16 protein-coding genes are annotated in these 17,331 nt (G+C 71.0%); 7 read left to right on the forward strand and 9 right to left on the reverse strand.

The annotated features are described in order from the left end of the window. Positions 1-189 precede the first annotated feature (189 nt). The gene (locus tag AB0B96_RS25700; RefSeq protein ID WP_362902500.1) at positions 190-2,586 is read left to right on the forward strand and encodes a helicase-associated domain-containing protein; all 2,397 of its coding nucleotides are present in this window, start codon (positions 190-192) and stop codon (positions 2,584-2,586) included. Between the two features lie 32 nt (positions 2,587-2,618). Here the strand turns inward: AB0B96_RS25700 and AB0B96_RS25705 are convergent, their stop codons facing one another. Beyond that, positions 2,619-3,638 carry an ABC transporter substrate-binding protein gene (locus AB0B96_RS25705; protein WP_362902502.1) on the reverse strand — a complete coding sequence of 340 codons (1,020 nt, stop codon included), beginning with the start codon at positions 3,636-3,638 and terminating at the stop codon, positions 2,619-2,621. An 87-nt stretch (positions 3,639-3,725) separates the two neighbouring features. On the opposite strand from AB0B96_RS25705, the gene AB0B96_RS25710 reads away from it, so the two are divergent. The 3 genes from AB0B96_RS25710 to AB0B96_RS25720 are packed head-to-tail and all read left to right on the forward strand — an operon-like array spanning position 3,726 to position 6,735. Beyond that, positions 3,726-4,811 (forward strand): iron chelate uptake ABC transporter family permease subunit, encoded by a 1,086-nt coding sequence (locus tag AB0B96_RS25710; RefSeq protein WP_362902504.1) that lies wholly within the window; start codon positions 3,726-3,728, stop codon positions 4,809-4,811. Beyond that, a complete protein-coding gene (locus tag AB0B96_RS25715; protein ID WP_362902506.1) occupies positions 4,808-5,944 on the forward strand; it encodes an iron chelate uptake ABC transporter family permease subunit in 1,137 nt (378 codons plus the stop codon). The genes AB0B96_RS25710 and AB0B96_RS25715 overlap by 4 nt, the downstream gene beginning before the upstream one ends. Beyond that, positions 5,941-6,735, forward strand: a complete 795-nt coding sequence (locus tag AB0B96_RS25720) for an ABC transporter ATP-binding protein (RefSeq protein ID WP_362902508.1) — start codon at positions 5,941-5,943, stop codon at positions 6,733-6,735. Before AB0B96_RS25715 ends, AB0B96_RS25720 begins: the two co-directional genes overlap by 4 nt. A gap of 109 nt (positions 6,736-6,844) precedes the next feature. On the opposite strand, the gene AB0B96_RS25725 is transcribed toward AB0B96_RS25720, so the two are convergent. Beyond that, entirely contained in the window at positions 6,845-8,497 is a 1,653-nt protein-coding gene (locus AB0B96_RS25725; protein ID WP_362902510.1) for a DUF885 domain-containing protein, read from the reverse strand. Positions 8,498-8,659: 162 nt separating this feature from the next. Here AB0B96_RS25725 and AB0B96_RS25730 point away from each other — a divergent pair, with 162 nt between their 5' ends. Next, positions 8,660-8,980, forward strand: a complete 321-nt coding sequence (locus AB0B96_RS25730) for a co-chaperone GroES (RefSeq protein WP_350947367.1) — start codon at positions 8,660-8,662, stop codon at positions 8,978-8,980. A gap of 149 nt (positions 8,981-9,129) precedes the next feature. On the opposite strand, the gene AB0B96_RS25735 is transcribed toward AB0B96_RS25730, so the two are convergent. Continuing rightward, positions 9,130-10,104, reverse strand: coding sequence for a hypothetical protein (locus tag AB0B96_RS25735; RefSeq protein WP_362902512.1), 975 nt, complete (start codon positions 10,102-10,104; stop codon positions 9,130-9,132). Positions 10,105-10,381: 277 nt separating this feature from the next. On the opposite strand from AB0B96_RS25735, the gene AB0B96_RS25740 reads away from it, so the two are divergent. Further along, positions 10,382-12,391, forward strand: a complete 2,010-nt coding sequence (locus AB0B96_RS25740) for a phosphatidylglycerol lysyltransferase domain-containing protein (RefSeq protein ID WP_362902514.1) — start codon at positions 10,382-10,384, stop codon at positions 12,389-12,391. Here the strand turns inward: AB0B96_RS25740 and AB0B96_RS25745 are convergent. The 4 genes from AB0B96_RS25745 to AB0B96_RS25760 form a co-directional block, all read right to left on the reverse strand. Then, complete coding sequence (locus AB0B96_RS25745) at positions 12,339-12,635, reverse strand: hypothetical protein (RefSeq protein WP_350947364.1); 297 nt, start codon at positions 12,633-12,635, stop codon at positions 12,339-12,341. The genes AB0B96_RS25740 and AB0B96_RS25745 overlap by 53 nt on opposite strands. 177 nt (positions 12,636-12,812) lie before the next feature. Further along, positions 12,813-13,643 (reverse strand): ABC transporter permease, encoded by an 831-nt coding sequence (locus AB0B96_RS25750; RefSeq protein ID WP_362902516.1) that lies wholly within the window; start codon positions 13,641-13,643, stop codon positions 12,813-12,815. A gap of 37 nt (positions 13,644-13,680) precedes the next feature. Beyond that, positions 13,681-13,815 carry a hypothetical protein gene (locus AB0B96_RS25755; protein WP_362902518.1) on the reverse strand — a complete coding sequence of 45 codons (135 nt, stop codon included), beginning with the start codon at positions 13,813-13,815 and terminating at the stop codon, positions 13,681-13,683. Then, positions 13,812-14,762 (reverse strand): ATP-binding cassette domain-containing protein, encoded by a 951-nt coding sequence (locus AB0B96_RS25760; RefSeq protein ID WP_362902783.1) that lies wholly within the window; start codon positions 14,760-14,762, stop codon positions 13,812-13,814. The genes AB0B96_RS25755 and AB0B96_RS25760 overlap by 4 nt, the downstream gene beginning before the upstream one ends. Positions 14,763-14,959: 197 nt before the next feature. Between AB0B96_RS25760 and AB0B96_RS25765 the strand changes: the two genes are divergently transcribed. Then, complete coding sequence (locus AB0B96_RS25765) at positions 14,960-15,730, forward strand: TetR/AcrR family transcriptional regulator (RefSeq protein ID WP_362902520.1); 771 nt, start codon at positions 14,960-14,962, stop codon at positions 15,728-15,730. 280 nt (positions 15,731-16,010) lie between these two features. Here the strand turns inward: AB0B96_RS25765 and AB0B96_RS25770 are convergent, their stop codons facing one another. Next, on the reverse strand, positions 16,011-16,385 hold the full coding sequence (locus AB0B96_RS25770; RefSeq protein WP_362902522.1) for a hypothetical protein: 375 nt from the start codon (positions 16,383-16,385) through the stop codon (positions 16,011-16,013). A 291-nt stretch (positions 16,386-16,676) separates the two neighbouring features. Next, the gene (locus tag AB0B96_RS25775) at positions 16,677-17,252 is read right to left on the reverse strand and encodes a TIGR02611 family protein (RefSeq protein ID WP_362902524.1); all 576 of its coding nucleotides are present in this window, start codon (positions 17,250-17,252) and stop codon (positions 16,677-16,679) included. Positions 17,253-17,331 lie beyond the last annotated feature (79 nt).

The following is a 17,331-nucleotide window of genomic DNA, read 5'->3' on the forward strand; positions in this document are numbered from 1 at the left end:
GGCGCCGACCGGTCCCGGGGCCGCCACCTCTCCCGTCTCGCGGCCCCGGGACCGGTCAGATCCGGGCGGAGAGTTTTATAACGCATCGCATTCTGCGCGGTAGATGCCGTCAGAGATGCCCTCTGCATTACCGTGGATGTTTATGGCTCACGGAGAGTCCCCGCGCGAGATTCCTGAGAGAGCTGCGAGATGGACGATCACCTGCTCGGCTGGTTGAAAACCCTCGACGAAGAACGGCTCGCCCGAGTTCTGGCCAACCGGCTGGACGCCATCGCCCCACCGTGGCCACGCCGCCTGGACACCCTGGCGCAGCGGCTGGGCAACGGTTTCGCGGTGATGGAGGTCATGCGCGGCCTGCCGCTGCCCTCGCTGGAGGTGGCGCAGGCCTCGCTCGCCCTCGGCGAGCAGGCCGGGCCTGACACGGTGGCCCGGTTCATGGGCGTGCCCGAGGCCGAGGTGGCCCCCTGGCTCGACCTGCTGTTCGACCACGCGTTGGCGTGGCCGGACGCCGAGGGCCGCATCCGCGTGGCCGAGGGGGTCGCCCGGTGGTGGACGGCGCCCTGCGGGCTCGGCGACCCGATTCCCCACTACCTGAACTCCTGGACGGTCAGCGCCGACGCGTTGCGCGGACTGGCCAGGGCCCTCGGCCTTCCGCAGGGTCCCAAGCGGCGCACGGTCACCAGGGTGACCGAGATCCTCTCCGATCCGGAGCGGGTGATCGCACTGCTGGAGAAGGCCCCGGACGGCACGAGAGGGCTGCTGGAGGAGTTCGCCTGGGACGGTCCGGTCCGCGACGTGGACGGCGGCAGGTTCGTGGTGCCCGGATCTCCCGAGAAGTGGGCGGCCGACCACGGCCTGCTCTTCCGGCCCAGCTGGAACATGGCCGAGATGCCTCGTGAGGTGGCGCTCGCGCTGCGCGGCCCCGACTATCACCCTCCCTTCACCCCCCTCCCGCCCGACCTCGCCACCATCCCCGTCGACCCCGAGGCCGTCGACCACCTGATGACGCTCGCCGCACCGCACGTGGTGGAGCGCTGTGCCGCCATGTTGGAGAACACCGCGAAGTTCCCGCTGCCGCTGCTCAAGGCGGGCGGGGTCGGGGTGCGCGAGGTCCGGCGGGTGGCCAAGGACACCGGCTGCGACGAGGACGAGACCCGGTTGCTGCTCGAGGTGTGCGCGGTGGCCCGGCTGCTCGCCTGGGACGAGCCCGCCGGAGGGCTGGTGCCCACGGAGAAGTTCGACCGCTGGCGGCTGGACGACGCCGCCGCCAGGCTCAGGGTGCTGCTGTCGGCGTGGTGGCGGATGGAGCGTTCGTCGCTGCGGAAGATCGACGGCAAGTACGGCACGGTGCTCGGCGACGACCCGGCGGGGGCCATGGTCGCCCGCGCCCGGCGGGCGCTGCTCGGCGTGCTGGCCCGGCTGCCCGCCAACACCGCCTGCACCGACCTGTCGGGGCTGGTCAGGTCCGCGCACTGGCACGCGCCGCTGCTGGACCGGGCACTGCTCGCCGAGTGCGCCCCCGCCGTGCTGGAGGAGGCCCGCGTGCTCGGGCTGGTCGCCCTCGACACGATCACCGATCTCGGCCGGGCGATGGCCGGCCTCGACGCCTTTCCCGGCGACGAGATCGACGACTCGGCGCCCATCGTGGAGAACGACCCCGTACTGGTCGAGTGCTCCACCAGGGCGCTCGCCAGTGTGCGGCGCAGCGCCCTCTTCGGTGCTGATCTCACCGCCGTGGTGACCGGCCCGCCCGCCGGTGAGCTCGCCGAACTGCTCGACCGGGCCGCCGAACGCGAGTCGCGAGGCGCGGCCTCGGTGTGGCGGTTCACCCCGGCCAGCGTGCGCCGGGCCATGGACTCCGGTTACACCGCCGAGGGCCTGCTGGCGGACCTGGCGGAGGTGGGCGCGGTGCCGCAGCCCCTCGACTACCTCGTCCACGACGTGGCCAGGCGGCACGGCGAGGTCACCGTGACCACGGTCGCCTGCATCGTGCAGGCCTCCGATCCGGTGCTGCTCGCCGAGATCGCCGGGCACCGGCGGCTGGGCCGGTTGGGCCTGCGACTGCTCGCCCCGACCGTGCTGGCCAGCTCGCAGCCCGCCGACAAGACCCTCGCGGCGCTGAGGGAGAACGGTTACGCGCCGGTGCCGATCGAGGACACCGGTGAGATCACCATCCGCAGGGCCCGCGTCGAGGAGCCGCGGAACGGGCGGCTCATCCTGCTTCCCGGGGGCAGGGTGGCCGAGTTGGAGCAGCCTTCGTACCCGCTGGTGGAACCGCCTCCCGATCCGCGCGAGCACGCCCAGCGCCTGCTCGTCGCCGAGGGCGAGGCGTCCCAGTCCGCCGGCAGGACGTGGGCGGTCATCGGCCGCATGGCCTCCCGGCTGCCGACCGCCCAGCAGTCGCTGCTCGGCTTCGTCGTCGACCGTGGCGTACGGGCGGCGATCACGCTGACCGACGGCCTGACCGCCACCATCAGCCACGGCGAGCTGCGCAGCGGCGTGCTCGACGCGTGGTGCGAGGAGGCGGGCGACTACCTGGAGTTCCCGCTGGCCGACATCGTGGAGGTTCGCGGCACCTACGCCTGATCCGAACGAGTCGGTTCGCGAGGGCGTGCCGACTACAGCTTCTTCGCCTTGGCGAGGTCGGCGTTGAGCCGCTCCAGCACGTCGGCGTAGCCCTGGTAGCTGTAGCGCTCCTCGGCGTGCCACTGGTAGACCTGTCCCGCCTTGACCGCGGGCAGCCCGGCGAAGGTCGGCTTCTTCTTCATCTCCTCGGGCCGCATCGACTGGGAGCGGGCGTCCACCAGGATCACGTCCGCCCGGTAGGTGTCGGCGTTCTCCCAGCTCAGGGTCTGCCAGTAGCCGCCTTCGTCTACCTTCTCCGGCACCACGACGTCCAGGCCGAGCTCCTTGAAGTAGCGCACGTCCGCGTGCGCCTCGGGGTTGGCCACCCACATCGCCTCCGGCCCGCCCGCCATGACCATGATCTTCAGGCCCTTGTTCTCCGGGGTGACGATCGCGGCGGAGGCGGCGTCGAACCTGGCCTTGGCCTCGGCCACCTCGGGGGCGTCGAGATCCGCGCCGAGGGCGGCGGCGACCTGCCCGTACCTCTCAATGATCTTGGGTACCGACATGTCCATCTGGCTGACGCCGAGGGTGGGGGCGACCTGCTCGATGGTGGCGGCGGACTTCTCCGGCACGTACCAGAGGGCGTCCTTGGCGTACATGCCGCTGACCAGCAGGTCCGGCTGCAGGGAGATGTACTTCTCGACGTTGAACTCGTCCCACACGTTGCCGAGGGACTCGACCTTGGTGATGTCGACGGCACCGACCTGGGGATCCTTCGTGCCGTCCTTGAGCCGGTGCGGCCCGAAGACGGCGATCGGCCGGACGCCGAAGTCCCACAGCGCCGCGGCGGCGCCGACCTGGGCGACGACCCGGGCCGGGCGGCTGGGCACATCGATCTTCTTGCCTCGGTCGTCGGTGAAGGTCCAGGGACCCGCCGAGGGGGAGGTCGCGGCCGACGGGCCGCCCGTCGCCGCGGTCGTCTCCGTTCCGCTCCCGCAGGCGGCCAGGACGAACACGAGACCGAGGCCCGCGGCCATGAACCCCCGCCGAGGCAGGACAGGTCGGGACATTTCTCACTCCAATGGATAGGCTTACCTAAATTGACTCCTACGTTAGATTAGCCTTGCCTAAGCATTACCGAAGAAGAGGGGTACCTGGTGAGCAGGGCCGGTGTGACCACGGCCGCGTCCGAGACGCCCGGGAAACCGGACGGGCCGCGTCCCGGGCGAGCGGGAGGGCCGAGCAGGCGCCCGGTGACGCTCGTGGCCGGGCTGCTCGCAGGACTGGCCGTGCTGGTGCTGCTCGCGATGGTCGGTATCGCGGTGGGATCGCGCTCGGTCCCGCTGTCCACGGTCCTGGACGCGCTGCTCGCGCCCGACGGGTCCCCGGACCACACGGTCATCAGGGAACTTCGCGTACCGAGGACCCTGATCGGCATCGGCGTGGGCGCGGCACTCGGCCTGGCCGGGGCGCTGATGCAGAGCCTCACCCGCAACCCGCTCGCCGACCCCGGACTGCTCGGCGTCAACCAGGGCGCCATGTTCGGGGTGACGGTCGCGATCGGACTGCTCGGGGTGGGCGACCCCTCCCTCTACGTCTGGTTCGCGTTCGCCGGTGCGGCCGCCGCCGCCGCACTCGCCTACGCGCTCGGCTCCGCCGGGCGCTCGGGGGGCGGGCCGGTACGGCTCACACTCGCCGGTGTCGCACTGGGCATGGTCTTCAACGCGGCCGCGTCGGCGATCCTGCGGAGCGACAACGCGACCTTCGACCGGATGCGGTTCTGGCTCACCGGCTCGCTGGCCGGGGTGAGCGGCGACGTCGCGATACGGCTCGCCCCGTTCCTCGCGGCCGGGCTGGTGCTCGGACTGCTGCTCGCCAAACCGCTCAACGCCCTCGCGCTCGGCGACGAGGCGGGACGCGCGCTCGGCGTGAACATGACCCGCACGCGCGGGCTCACCGCGATCGCCGTCACCCTGCTGTGCGGAGCCGCCACCGCCGCCGCCGGACCGCTCTGGTTCGTGGGCCTGGCCGTGCCGCACGCGGTGCGCGCCCTCACCGGCCCCGACCAACGCTGGGTCCTGCCCTACACCCTCGTGCTCGCCCCCGTGGTGCTGCTCGGCTCCGACATCCTCGGCCGGGTCGTCGCCGCCCCCGGCGAGGTGCAGGTGGGCATCATGTGCGCGGTCGTCGGCGCCCCGGTGTTCATCCTGCTCGCCCGCCGCCGGAGGCTCGCCGCGCTATGAAGATCACCTCACGGCGGACGGACACCCCGAAGGCCCGCCGCACGAACCCTCTCCTGAGAGTCACCTCACGGACGGCACCCGCCACGGAGACCTCCCACCTCGCGAACGGCTCACCGCGGACACCCGCCGCCCTGCGCCTGGGTTCCTGGTCGCTGCGGCTCCCACCGCGCGGCCTCGCCGCCGGGGCCGCCGTCACCCTCCTGGGACTGGCCGTCAGCCTCGTCGCGCTGTCCACCGGCGAGTTCACCGTTCCCATCCCCGACATCGTGGCCGCGCTGTTCGGTGAGGGGCCTCCGGTCGCCGAACTCATCGTGAGCCGCCTGCGGGCGCCGCGCGTGGTGACCGGCCTGCTGGTCGGCGCCGCGTTCGGGCTGAGCGGCGCCATCCTGCAGAGCCTCACCCGCAACCCGCTCGGCAGCCCCGACTTCATCGGCTTCACCGCCGGAGCCTCCACCGGGGGCATCGCCGCCGTCATCCTGGGCGGCACCGCCTGGCAGATCGCCGGAGCCTCCCTCGCCGGGTGCGTCCTGTCCGCACTGGTGGTCTACGCCCTCGCCTACCGGCGCGGGGTGCAGGGCTACCGGCTGATCCTGGTCGGCATCGGGATCGGCGCGCTGCTGGTCTCCGCCGACTGGTACATGCTCACCCGCGCCGACATCAACGACGCCGCCACCGCGGGAGCGTGGATCACCGGCAGCCTCAGCGGACGCGGCTGGGAGCACGCGATCCCGGTCGCGTACGCGCTGGCGGTGCTCCTGCCCGTCTGCGCCTGGCTGTCTCGCCCGCTGCGGATGATGGAGATGGGCGACGACGCGGCCAAGGCCGCGGGCATCCGCGTCGAGCCGGTACGCGCGACGGCGATCGCCGTCGCGGTGCTGCTGTGCGGGGTCGCCGTCGCCGCCGCCGGACCCGTGATCTTCGTGGCGATGGCCGCGCCGCAACTGGCCCGCCGGATCACCCGCTCCCCCGGCGTCACCCTGCTCACCTCGGCGCTGACCGGCGCCACCCTGCTGGTCGGCGCCGACCTGGCCGCACAGCGCGTCTTCGCACCGGTGCAGCTACCGGTCGGGATCATGACCGCCGCGATCGGCGGGATATACCTGGTGTTTCTACTCCGGAGGGAACGACGTTGAGACTGTACGGCACCGACCTGACGCTCTCCTACGACAAGCGCGTGGTGGCCAGCGACCTGAACGTCACGATCCCCGACGGGTCGTTCACCGTGATCATCGGCCCCAACGCGTGCGGCAAGTCCACCATGCTGCGCGCCCTGGCCCGCATGCTCAAACCCCGCGCGGGGACGGTCCACCTGGACGGGGCCGCGATCACCTCGCTGCCGTCCAAGGAGGTGGCGCGCAGGCTGGGCCTGCTGCCGCAGAGCTCGATCGTGCCCGACGGCATCACGGTCGCCGACCTGGTGGGCAGGGGCCGCTACCCGCACCAGCGGCTGATGCGGCAGTGGTCCCGCGAGGACGAGGTCGCGGTGGCGGCGGCGATGGAGTCCACCGACGTGACCGAACTGGCGGAGCGCTGCGTGGACGAGCTCTCCGGCGGCCAGCGCCAGCGGGTCTGGCTCGCGATGGCGCTCGCCCAGGAGACGCCGATCCTGCTGCTCGACGAGCCGACGACCTTCCTGGACATCGCCCACCAGATCGAGGTGCTCGACCTCTGCGCCGACCTGCACGAGCGGGGCAGGACCCTCGTCGCCGTACTGCACGACCTGAACCAGGCCTGCCGCTACGCCACCCACCTGATCGTGATGCGCGACGGCCGGATCGTCGCCGAGGGCGACCCCTCCTCGATCATCACGGCCGCGCTGGTGGAGCAGGTCTTCGAACTGCGCTGCGAGATCATCGAGGATCCGCAGAGCGGCACCCCGCTGATCGTCCCCGAGACCCGCCGCCGCGCCCCCGCCCGTACCTAATGGCCCCGCACCGAACGTTGACCGGGAAACCCTCGGCGGGGAACAACCGTCTCGGCCCAGGAAAACCCGGTCAGGGTCAGGAGACGTCCACTGGGAACGATCCCGCCGCTCAGCCCTCCAGCGCGACCCGGCGGGCCAGTCCGAGGGGGAGCCCGCCCGAACCGGCCAGCGTGTCGTGGAAGGCGCGCAGGTCGCCGCGGCCCGCGGCCAGGTAGTCGTCGCGGATGCGGTCGATCTCCAGGGCGCCGGTGAGGTAGGAGGGCGCCTGGGTGGGCCACGCGCAGTAGCGGTCGACCTCCCCCTTCGCCGTGCCGGGGGTGAGCGACGATCTCGTGGTCATGTACTCCTCCGCCTGCTCGATCGTCATGTCGCCGCAGTGCAGCGAGGTGTCGACGACGATGCGGGCCGCGCGGAAGAGCCTGAAGTCGAGGTGGGCGAGCTCCTGGGCCGGGGTGGTGAAGTACCCCTGCTCGTGCATGAGCTTCTCGACGTACAGGCCCCAGCCCTCGGCGAAGTACGGGGTGCGAAACAGCCTGCGGGCTCGCCGGGGGTTGTCCGCCACCCACGACAGGTGCCAATGGTGGCCGGGATATGCCTCGTGGACGGCGATGGAGGGCATCTGCGCCCTGGCGTTGGTACGGAGCCGCTGGCGGATCTGGTCCTCGGTGAAGGACGCGGGGGTGTACGGGACGAAGAAGTGCCCGATCCTGGAGGTCGACAGGGGCGGGGGCGACATGTAGGAGGCGACGGCGACGATGGGCCGCTGGAACTCCGGCGACGGGACGACCCTGCACTCCTCGCCCCGCGCGAAGGTCACCAGGCCGCGCTCGCGGACGAACCTCCTGGCCCGCTCCGTCTCGGCCTCGTACTCGGCCCGCATGTCCTCCAGCGTCGGCGCGTGGTCGTCCTGGAGTTCGGCGATGACCGCGTGCCAGTCACCGGAACCGCCGTCCAGCCTCGCCGCGACCTCGCGCATCCGCGCGTCCAGCTCGTCGTAGGCGGCCTGTCCCCAGTCGCGCAGCTCGCCGGCGCCGTAGCCGAGCATCTCCCGCTCCCGCAGCAGGGTGGAGTAGAGCTCCTCCCCCATCCGCCAGGTGCCGGTCGCCCGGAAACCTTCGAGGAACCCCACCAGCTCGTCGAAGGCCGCCGCCGCGGGTTCGGCCGCGGCGGCCAGCCGGGCGCGCAGGGCCTCGTCGGCGACCTGGCCGGGGACCGTCTCGGTGAGGAAGCGCCGGGCGGTCCGCGACTGGCCCAGCCCTCGCTGGACCAGCAGCGGAGCCGCCAGGGCGGGATCGAGATTCGCCCGGCAGGCGGCGATGACGTCCGGCACCTCGGCCAGCCGCGCGACGGCCGCGTCCACCAGTTCGGCCTCGGGGGACAGCCGCTGCAGGAACGGCCCGAACATCGAGGAGAAGATCGGCCCCACGTAGGCGGAAGGATCGCGCCGCCAGAGGGGCCACGTCTCGTACGCGATCTCGCCGCGCAGCATGGACATGACCAGCTCCCGGTCGATCTCGTCCTCGAAGCTCTCGGACCTTTCCGGCCTCTCCGGGCCCGCGGGACCTCCGGGGCTCTCGGGAGCCTGGACCCGCTGGAGGCGCTCCAGCCATCGACGCGTCTCACGCTCCCTGGCGAGGATGCCGGACTCGGTGAAGTCACCGAGAGTCCTGTCGTACCCCTGCGCGCCCGCGAGGGCGGCGTAGGAGGGATTCGCCGCCAGATACCAGTCGAGAAAGCCGCTCACGAGCTCAGGAGACGTCATAACGCCGGATCCTACTGGGCCCGATGATCTCGTCACCGGTCTTGCCGCCCGCCGGTTCTCCCGCTTCTCCCACGGCCGGAATCACCCGGACATGTGGGCCTCGGGTGGACCGGAGTTCGCGGACGAGCGAGCACGCCCCCGCGATTCCCATAAACTCGTCTCGTGGGTGACCCGAAATTCGAGATCCAGATGCTCCACGACCGTGTCATGGTCAAGATCGAGCAGGAGTCCGAGGAACGCCGCAGCACGGCCGGAATCGTCATCCCCGCGACGGTGAAGATGGCCAACCGCCTCGTCTGGGGTGAGGTCTGCGGCGCGGGCCAGAACGTCCGCGCGGTGAAGGTCGGCGACAAGGTCCTGTTCAACCCCGAGGAGCAGTACGAGGTCGAGGTCCACGGCCAGGTCTACCTGGTGATGCGCGAGCGCGACCTGCACGCCATCGCCACCCCGCAGACCGACAACGGCACCGGCCTGTATCTCTGACGGCCGTCTCCGGCGACACCGGCCCGCGCCGTCGACGGCACCCGCCTCCCCGGCCCTCCGGGGGCTCCGGTGACCCCGATGACACGGCCCGCGCCTCCGGCGGTACCGCCCGCACCGCACCCGTGCGCGGGCGTCTCACACGCCGCCGGTCACCGCCGGGTGTAGCCGAGATAGAGCTTGTTGGACCAGTCGTCGGCGGAGAAGGCCGCCAGGACCCGCGTCACCTTGCCCTTCAGCGTGGACAGGACCACCTGGTAGTGGCCCGAGGAGGGGACGACCGCGATGAAGTGCGTCTCGTCCCACCAGCCCCACAGGGCCTTCGGCTTGATGCCCGGCACCTTGTTCACGAGCTTGCCCGAGGTGCGGTCCCAGACGCAGACGTGCTCGGTGTAACTGGAGGGGCACCAGGTCATCAGGCTCCGCCCCGAAGGGGTGAAAGCGTCCTCCCCACCGGCGGGCCTGCCGGTCTTGGCCAAGGTGCGGCGGATCGCGCCGTCCTGCCCGTAGAAGCGGGTGCCCCCCGCGTACTCGGCCACGACATCGAGACCGTCGGAGCTCCAGCGGAACCTCGCGGCCTTGTCGACATTGGCCACGGTCACGCTCTTGGCGGTCTTCGCCACCGTGTCGACGACCACGAAGCCGGAGGTCACCCACGCGGATCCGCTCTTTCTCTCGACGGTCAGCACCGCCTTGTCGCCCCTGCGGTTCCAGTGGACGTAGTGCGCGACGAGCGGCTTCTTCACCGTGCGGATCCTGGTGCTCTTGGAGGCCGCGAGGTCGAGCAGGACGACCGAGTCGTAGCCCTCCTGGTAGGAGGCGGGCACCGCGAGGGCCTTGGTCGCCTTCGGCGCGACCGTGATCTCCTGGTAGGCGGCCTGCCGGGTGAATCCGGCGCCCCTTCGCAGGTAGGTCATCTTGCCGAAGGAGTAGGAGGTCACTCTGAGCGCGTCCTTGGAATCCTCCCTGACGGTGACCCGGGTGCCGGGCAGCACGATGTCGACGGGCGCGGCGAGAGGCCCAGCGAGAGGCACGGCGGCGGGTGCGGCGGCGGCCGGCTCGGCGGCGTGTGCGGCCGCCGGAACCGGCACGAGCACCGAGACCAGAAGCGCCAGGCTTCCAACCACTCTGTAAATCCCAGGAGTCACGGACACGGCGGCATCCTAAGCCGGAAAGCCCTCAAGATCGTGATCTAGAACGAATCGGTTAGAAGAGGTGTGGGAGAGGGTGAGCGGGGTGAGGAGACACTGGAAGCGCGTGAGACGGAAAATCGAGGACACGCGCGAGCGACGAACCGGGAACGCGAGCGGGCAACGCAAAGTCGCCCGGACGAAGTGGGCTGGATTCGGCCACGATGAGCCCTGTCATGGAGTTAGCAGCCGTATCGCCGATTAATGTCCTCCCATGAGGGATCGGTCATGTGCGCCCCGCTCCTGGGTGCCCACCGCGGCCGGTTACGCGGCGATGGCGATCGGCGTCCTGGACATCCTCAGGGCCGTGCTGCCCTCGTTCAGGAGAAGCCGGGTCGGCGAGCTCACCGGACTCCTGCCGGGGACGTTCACCTCGCTCGCCCAGGCCGCCTCGCTCGTCCTGGGCATCCTCATCGTCATGCTCGCCCACGGCCTCCGGCGCAGGAAGAGAAGGGCCTGGCAGGCGGTGATGGTGCTCCTGCCACTGAGCGTCCTCACCGAGTTCCTGCACTCGCACCGCCCCTTCACCGCCCTCCTCAGCACGCTGGTCGTCGCCCTGCTCGTGGTCAGACAGCGCGAGTTCTACGCCCTCTCCGACCCCCGGACCCGCCGGCGGGCGCTGTGGAACCTCCTCGCCCTGGGCGCCCTGGACATCGTCATCGGCTGGGTCGTGGTCAACGCCCACCCCCGGACGATCATCGGTGATCCCAGCGCCGGAGAGCGACTCCAGCACGTGCTGCTCGGCCTCGTCGGGGTGGAGGGCCCGGTCGGATACTCCTCGGAGCGGACCGCCGACCTGGTCTACTTCTCACTCCTCGGTCTCGGCGCGCTCACCGCGGTGACGACCCTCTACCTCGCGCTGCGGCCCGAGAGGCCCGTCGCCGAGCTGAGCCCCGAGCAGGAGGCCGCGGTCCGTGCGCTGCTCGCCGGACACGGCGCCCGCGACTCGCTGGGCTACTTCGCGCTGCGCCGCGACAAGAGCGTCGTGTTCTCCCCGACGGGCAAGGCGGTGATCGCCTACCGGGTGGTCTCGGGGGTCATGCTCGCCAGCGGCGATCCCATCGGGGACGTCGAGGCGTGGCCGGGCGCGATCAGGCGGTTCATGGAGGAGGCGGAACGGCACGCCTGGGTGCCCGCCGTGATCGGTTGCAGCGAGACGGGCGGCGAGGTCTGGACGAGAGAGGGCCGCCTGTCCGCCCTGGAGATCGGTGACGAGGCGATCGTCGACGTCGCCGGCTTCACCCTCGAGGGCAGGGCGATGCGCAACGTCCGGCAGATGGTGAAGCGGGTGGAGCGCGCGGGCTACACCTGTCTCGTACGGCGGGTCGGGGACCTCACCGAGGCGGAGAAGGACCGGATCCGGCACGCCGCCGACTTCTGGCGCGGCACGGACACCGAGCGGGGCTTCTCCATGGCCCTCGGACGGTTCGGTGACCCCGCCGACGCCGAATGCGTCGTCGTCACGGCGCACAGGCCCCCCGATGGCACCGAGGGCTCAGGAAACACCGCGAAGAGCAGTGATTCCGGGGATTCCGGGGATTCCGGGGATCGCGAGTACGGCGAGGGCGGAACGGACGGCACAGGCGGCGCGGAGGCCGGAGACGGCGACAGGGGCGGCCAGGGCGACGTGAACGGTGCGAGCGGCACCACCGGCGCGGGCGGCAAAGGCGGCGCGAGCCGCATGACCGGCGCGGGCGGCGCGCACGGTAAGGGTGCCGCGAAGGACGGGAGAGAGCCGGGTGAGGACATCCGCGCCGTCCTGCACTTCGTTCCCTGGGGCGAGCGCGGCATCTCCCTCGACCTGATGCGCCGTGACCACGACGCCGACCCGGGCCTCAACGACCTGCTCATCGTCAAGGCCCTGCAGGCGGCCCCGGCCCTCGGTGTGAGCGTGGTCTCGCTCAATTTCGCGATGTTCCGCGCCGCGCTCGCCAGGGGCGAGCGACTGGGTGCGGGCCCGATCCTCCGTCTCTGGTACGGCGTCCTGGTCTTCCTGTCCAGGTGGTTCCAGATCGAGTCGCTGTACAGGTTCAACGCGAAGTTCCAGCCGCTGTGGAAACCCCGCTTCCTCGTCTATCCCTCGGCGCGGGACCTTCCGCGGATCGGCCTGTCGGCGCTCCAGGCGGAGGCCTTCGTCTCCCTCCGCCTTCCCAGGATCGCCTTTCGCCGCGTCAGGCCCCTCCGCCCGGCGCCTCCCCGCACCTCACGCACTCCATCTCCATGACCATGGGAACCTCCATGACCGCGGGAACGTGATGGCGCCGGTGCTCGTAGAACCGATGACCGAGCCCTGCCGCGACGAGCACCCCGCCGAGCAGCACGAGCATGAACGGTCCGTACTTCTCGTGCCCTATCAGCCCCATGACGAGGTGGGCTATACCGGCGGCGACGATGATCGCGCCGACGTTGAGCAGTTCCCTGTTGAGCGTCCACCCCGAGGCGGATCGTTCCCGTTCCGTCTCACTCATGCCCTCAGGTTCACTACGGTCAGTTACAGTCCTCGACGGATTCCGTCACCGTGATGTAAAACGCGGAGCGGCGATGTAAAACGCGGAGCATCTTCTCTCGGCGGCAAATGTTGTGATCCATAAAGAAACAGGACTTTCCCCGGCCGAAAGACCTGACAGCCTCGGATGCCGGCCCCGTCAGCCGCCGAGCCGGCGGAACCTGCGCGCCGACAACGGCAGGAAGACGGCGATCAGCAGCAGCGGCCAGACCACCGCCATGAGCGTGGCGTTCTGCACGATCCACGACTCCCCCGCCCAGCCGGGGTTGTCGAAGAGCCGTCTCGCGGCCGTCGCGGTGGCCGAGAGCGGGTTCCACTCCGCGATCGCGCCGAGCCAGCCGGGCATGGTGGCGGGGTCGACGAACACGCTGGACAGGAAGCCGACCGGCCAGACCAGGATCTGCACCGACGTCACCACCTCCGGTCCTCCCGCGACGAGGCCGATGTAGATGCCCACCCAGATCAGGGCGAAGCGCAGCAGCAGGAGCAGTCCCACGGCGCCCAGCGCGTCGGGCACCCCTCCCCCGGCGCGCCAGCCGAGCAGCAGCCCGGCCCCGATCATGACGGCCAGCCCGACGACCGAGTTGAGCATGTCGGCGATCCCGCGGCCCATCACGACCGCCGAGGCGCTCATCGGCATCGAACGGAACCTGTCGGTCACGCCCTTGGCCGCGTCGGTGGTGACCGCCGTCATCGTGCTCTCCAGGCCGAAGAGCATCGTCATCGCGAACATGCCGGGGATCAGGAAGTCGAAGTAGCCGCCCCCGCCGGGGACGCCGATAGCGCCGCCGAACAGGCCGCCGAACATCAGCACCATCAGGACCGGGAAGAGCCATCCGACGGCGACCGTTCCCGGGCGACGGCCCCAGTGGCTCAGGTCGCGCAGGGTGATGGTCCAGGAGTCGGCCAGCGCCCAGCCGAACCGGGCGAGCGGGGAGGCGGCGGGCGTGGTCGGGGTCGTCGTGCTCACGTGGATGCCTCCGCATCGGGGGTCGGAATCGTGGTACTCACGCGGATGCCTCCGCATCGGGATCGTCGTACTCGGCGGGGGCCCACCGGGAACGGTGACCGCCCGCGCCGGGGCGCACGGCGGCGATGTCCGTCCGGTCCCTTTCGCGGGAGAGCGGGGTCACGGTGCTCACGCGGACGCCCCGGCGTGGGCGGTCGTGCTCTCGGCGCCACCCGTGAGGTGCAGGAAGACCTCGTCGAGCGTGGGGCGGCGCAGTGTGACGTCGACCGGCTCGATCCCGGCGTCACCGAGCGCGGTGGCCATGGTGACGAGCGCCCGGGTGCGCTCGGCGACCGGGATGCTGACCCGGCGCGACTCGGCGTCCACGTGGATCTCACCGGAGGCGACTCGCGCCGCGAGGGCCTCGGTCGCGGCCACGTCCGCCGGGTCGGTGAGGACGATGTCGAGCCAGTCGCCGCCGATGGCGGACTTCAGCTCCTCCGGGGTGCCCTCGGTCACGACCCGGCCCGCGCCGAGCATGGTGATCCGGTCGGCCAGCCGGTCCGCCTCCTCCAGATACTGGGTGGTGAGCAGCACGGTCGTGCCGGAGCCGACCAGGTCGCGGATGGCCGACCACACCTCCTGGCGGGCGGCCGGGTCGAGGCCGGTGGTGGGCTCGTCCACGAACAGCACCCGGGGCGAGACGATGAGGCTCGCCGCCAGGTCGAGCCGCCTGCGCATGCCGCCGGAATACTCACCGACCGGCTTGGCCCCGGTGTCGGCCAGTGAGAACCGCTCCAGCAACTCGTCGGCCCGCCTCCGCGCCCCGGCCGCGGGCAGATGGTTCAGCCTGCCGAACATCACGAGGTTCTGCCGCCCGCTGAGGATCTCGTCGACCGCCGCGTACTGCCCGACCAGCCCGATCCGCTCGCGCACCTGCCGCGCCTGCGTACGGACGTCGAATCCCGCGACGCTCGCCCGGCCCGAGTCCGGGCGCAGCAGCGTGGACAGGATTCTGATCGCCGTGGTCTTGCCCGCGCCGTTGGGACCGAGCAGGCCGCAGACCGTTCCGGCCGCCACCTCCAGGTCGAATCCGTTGAGACCCGTGCCCTCGGCGGCACCCGCGTAGTTCTTTCGCAGGTCGTAGGCGGCGATCGCCGCCGCGTCCCGTCCGGCCGCCCTCGCGTCTGCTGGTTTCACTCTTCGCACCCGTCTTCCCGTCCGGCACTCACCGGCAGTTCGCCCCACATCTGCGCGCTCCTTGAACGTAGACCGTACCGTACACCGTACGGCTCGGCTACGGTGGTCCCAACGCCGAGAATCTGGAGACTGTTCCCGTGAGTGCGAAGAAAGCTTCCGACGCCGACCCGGCACGCAGCCTGGCGCTGCTGTGGGGCTCGCACAGCAAGCCGGGGCGCTCGGGGCTGACGGTGCGTTCGATCGTCCTGGCGGCCGTCGAGCTGGCCAACGCCGAAGGGCTCGAAGCGGTCTCGATGCGCCAGGTCGCCGAGCGGCTGGGGGTCGGGACCATGTCCCTCTACACCCACGTCCCCGGCAAGGGCGAGCTGGTCGACCTCATGGTCGACACCGCGTACGGGGAGCTCTACGACGACGTGGACGCCCCGTCCCGGCAACCGGGCGGGTGGCGGGGCGCGCTGGAGTTCGTCGCCGCCCGCAACTGGGACCTCTACCGGCGCAACCCGTGGATGCTGCAGGTCATCGACGCCCGCTCCACCCTGGGACCGAACGCCTCGCTCAAGTACGAGGCCGAGCTACGCCCGCTGGACGGCGTCGGCCTGACGGACGTCGAGATGGACTCCGTCCTGGCCCTGGTCCTCAGCCACGTGCAGAGCACCGCCAGAACGGCCGCCAACCAGGCACGGGTCCAGGAGGAGAGCGGGATGACCGACGTCGAGTGGTGGGTGTCCAACGCCCCGCTGCTCGACAAGACCATGGACGGCACCCGCTTCCCGGTCGCCTCCCGGGTCGGCCAGGCCGCGGGCGAAGCCCACCAGGCGATCTCCGACCCCGCACACGCCCTCACCTTCGGCCTTGACCGCATCCTGGCCGGAATCGCCGCCCTGATCGCGGGCCGGAATCGCTCATGAACCCGGATCCCGAGGAGTGCCCCGTGGACGATCCGTCACAGGAGAACGGACGCCGTCCCCTCAGACCGTTCCCCGCTTTCCTTCGGGACCCGGGTGGCGATCGTGGCGGCACACCGCGAGCGCGTCCCCGCGCCGGTCGTGGAGGCGAGAGCCGACGATCGGTTCGCCGCCCTGCGCCGGTCGCGGGCGGGGGTCGGTGCCGGAAACAGAAAAAGCGGGGTGTGCGGGACGGGAAGGGCCTTGGTCGCCGTTTCCGTCCCGCACACCCCGGAGGGCCGGTTTAGTAGTAACCGGTGCCCGTGATGGCCGCCGGCTGGTTGCCCATGTTCTTCACCCGATAGCGGATGCACTGGGCGGGCGGGGTGGTGGTGGCGGCGACGTACGCGGCGTGGTCGTTCGCGGCGATCGGCACCGACCCGACGTATTTGCCGCGGCAGTTACCGATCTTCACCTTGACGGGCACGCTGTTCTCGTCGAGCTTGACCAGAACGTTTCCGCCGTACCGGGCTCCGGGGACGAGTTCGGGCGTGAGGAACACCTCCTCGCCCGGCTGGACCCTCGCGGCCAGGTTGACGTCGTCGGCGTGGGCGGGGGTGCCGGTCAGTGCGACGGCTCCGGCGGCCGCCAGGACCAACATCGAGGACAGGGCGCGCATCGAACGTCACTCTCCTTACTCGTCTCTGCGGATCGGACGTGGAGACACTACGAAGAGTCACATCCGCGAAAGATAACGAGGTGGAAGGGCCTGGGTAAAACTCCGGGGAGCGCCGGTCCCGTTTCCCGGACAGCGTGCGTCATAGGCGGTCAGAGTGCCGCCGGCGCCGTTGCCGTGGGTGACGGCACGGAGGCGGGACATTCCGGGGAAAGCTCTGCGGGCCGGACAGGACGCCGTCGTCGCGGCGGGCCCAGAAGAAACGGAGCAAGGGCCGGGCGGGAGCGAGGGCGGCTATCGGATGAGGAACTTCTGGGCCTCGACGATCAGGTCGATGTGGAGGCTGAGCTTGAGGCCGTAGTAGACGATCGCGGTGGCGGTCACCGCCGCGACGGCGACGACCAGGATCTTGACGCTCCAGCCCTGGCGGCCCAGCCAGGCCGTCCAGGCCGACAGGGTCCGCTTGCCGAACTCCAGCAGCCGGTGTGCCCAGTGGAACTCGGTGGCCAGCACCGCGAGCCCCGCGAAGACGACCAGCCAGCCGGGGCCGGGGAAGGGCACCATGATCAGTCCGCCGACCACCAGTACGGTGCCGATCACGCCGATGACGATCTTCAGGGTGAGACGGCCCGCGCTGGTGGACCTGACGCCGTCGAGCCAGCCGTGGATGCCGGACCGCCCGGCCGCCGCGTCTTTCAGCGCGTCGGCGTCGCCCAGCTCGACCCGGCGGTCACTCCCGGCGCCGCCGATGGCGGTCTCGCCCTGGACGCCACCGAGTCCGGTCTCTCCGTGTACGCCGCCGCCGGTGCCGGTCTCAGACGGCTGCCCGGTCGCGCCGTGAGGCTCGCGCACCCCATCTGAGATCGTCATGTTCTCCCCAGCACAGTCGGTTTCTTCCACAATAGGCTCTGCTGGGCGACCCGGCCCCGCCGACGTCCTCAGATCATCC

Source organism: Streptosporangium sp. NPDC049046, assembly GCF_040649155.1.
GTDB lineage: Bacteria > Actinomycetota > Actinomycetes > Streptosporangiales > Streptosporangiaceae > Streptosporangium.

Coding starts and splice junctions, on each gene's coding strand:
- AB0B96_RS25700 (WP_362902500.1), top strand. CDS start 190: ATGGACGATCACCTGCTCGGCTGGTTGAAAACCCTCGACGAAGAACGG.
- AB0B96_RS25705 (WP_362902502.1), bottom strand. CDS start 3,638: ATGTCCCGACCTGTCCTGCCTCGGCGGGGGTTCATGGCCGCGGGCCTC.
- AB0B96_RS25715 (WP_362902506.1), top strand. CDS start 4,808: ATGAAGATCACCTCACGGCGGACGGACACCCCGAAGGCCCGCCGCACG.
- AB0B96_RS25725 (WP_362902510.1), bottom strand. CDS start 8,497: ATGACGTCTCCTGAGCTCGTGAGCGGCTTTCTCGACTGGTATCTGGCG.
- AB0B96_RS25740 (WP_362902514.1), top strand. CDS start 10,382: ATGAGGGATCGGTCATGTGCGCCCCGCTCCTGGGTGCCCACCGCGGCC.
- AB0B96_RS25745 (WP_350947364.1), bottom strand. CDS start 12,635: ATGAGTGAGACGGAACGGGAACGATCCGCCTCGGGGTGGACGCTCAAC.
- AB0B96_RS25770 (WP_362902522.1), bottom strand. CDS start 16,385: ATGCGCGCCCTGTCCTCGATGTTGGTCCTGGCGGCCGCCGGAGCCGTC.
- AB0B96_RS25775 (WP_362902524.1), bottom strand. CDS start 17,252: ATGACGATCTCAGATGGGGTGCGCGAGCCTCACGGCGCGACCGGGCAG.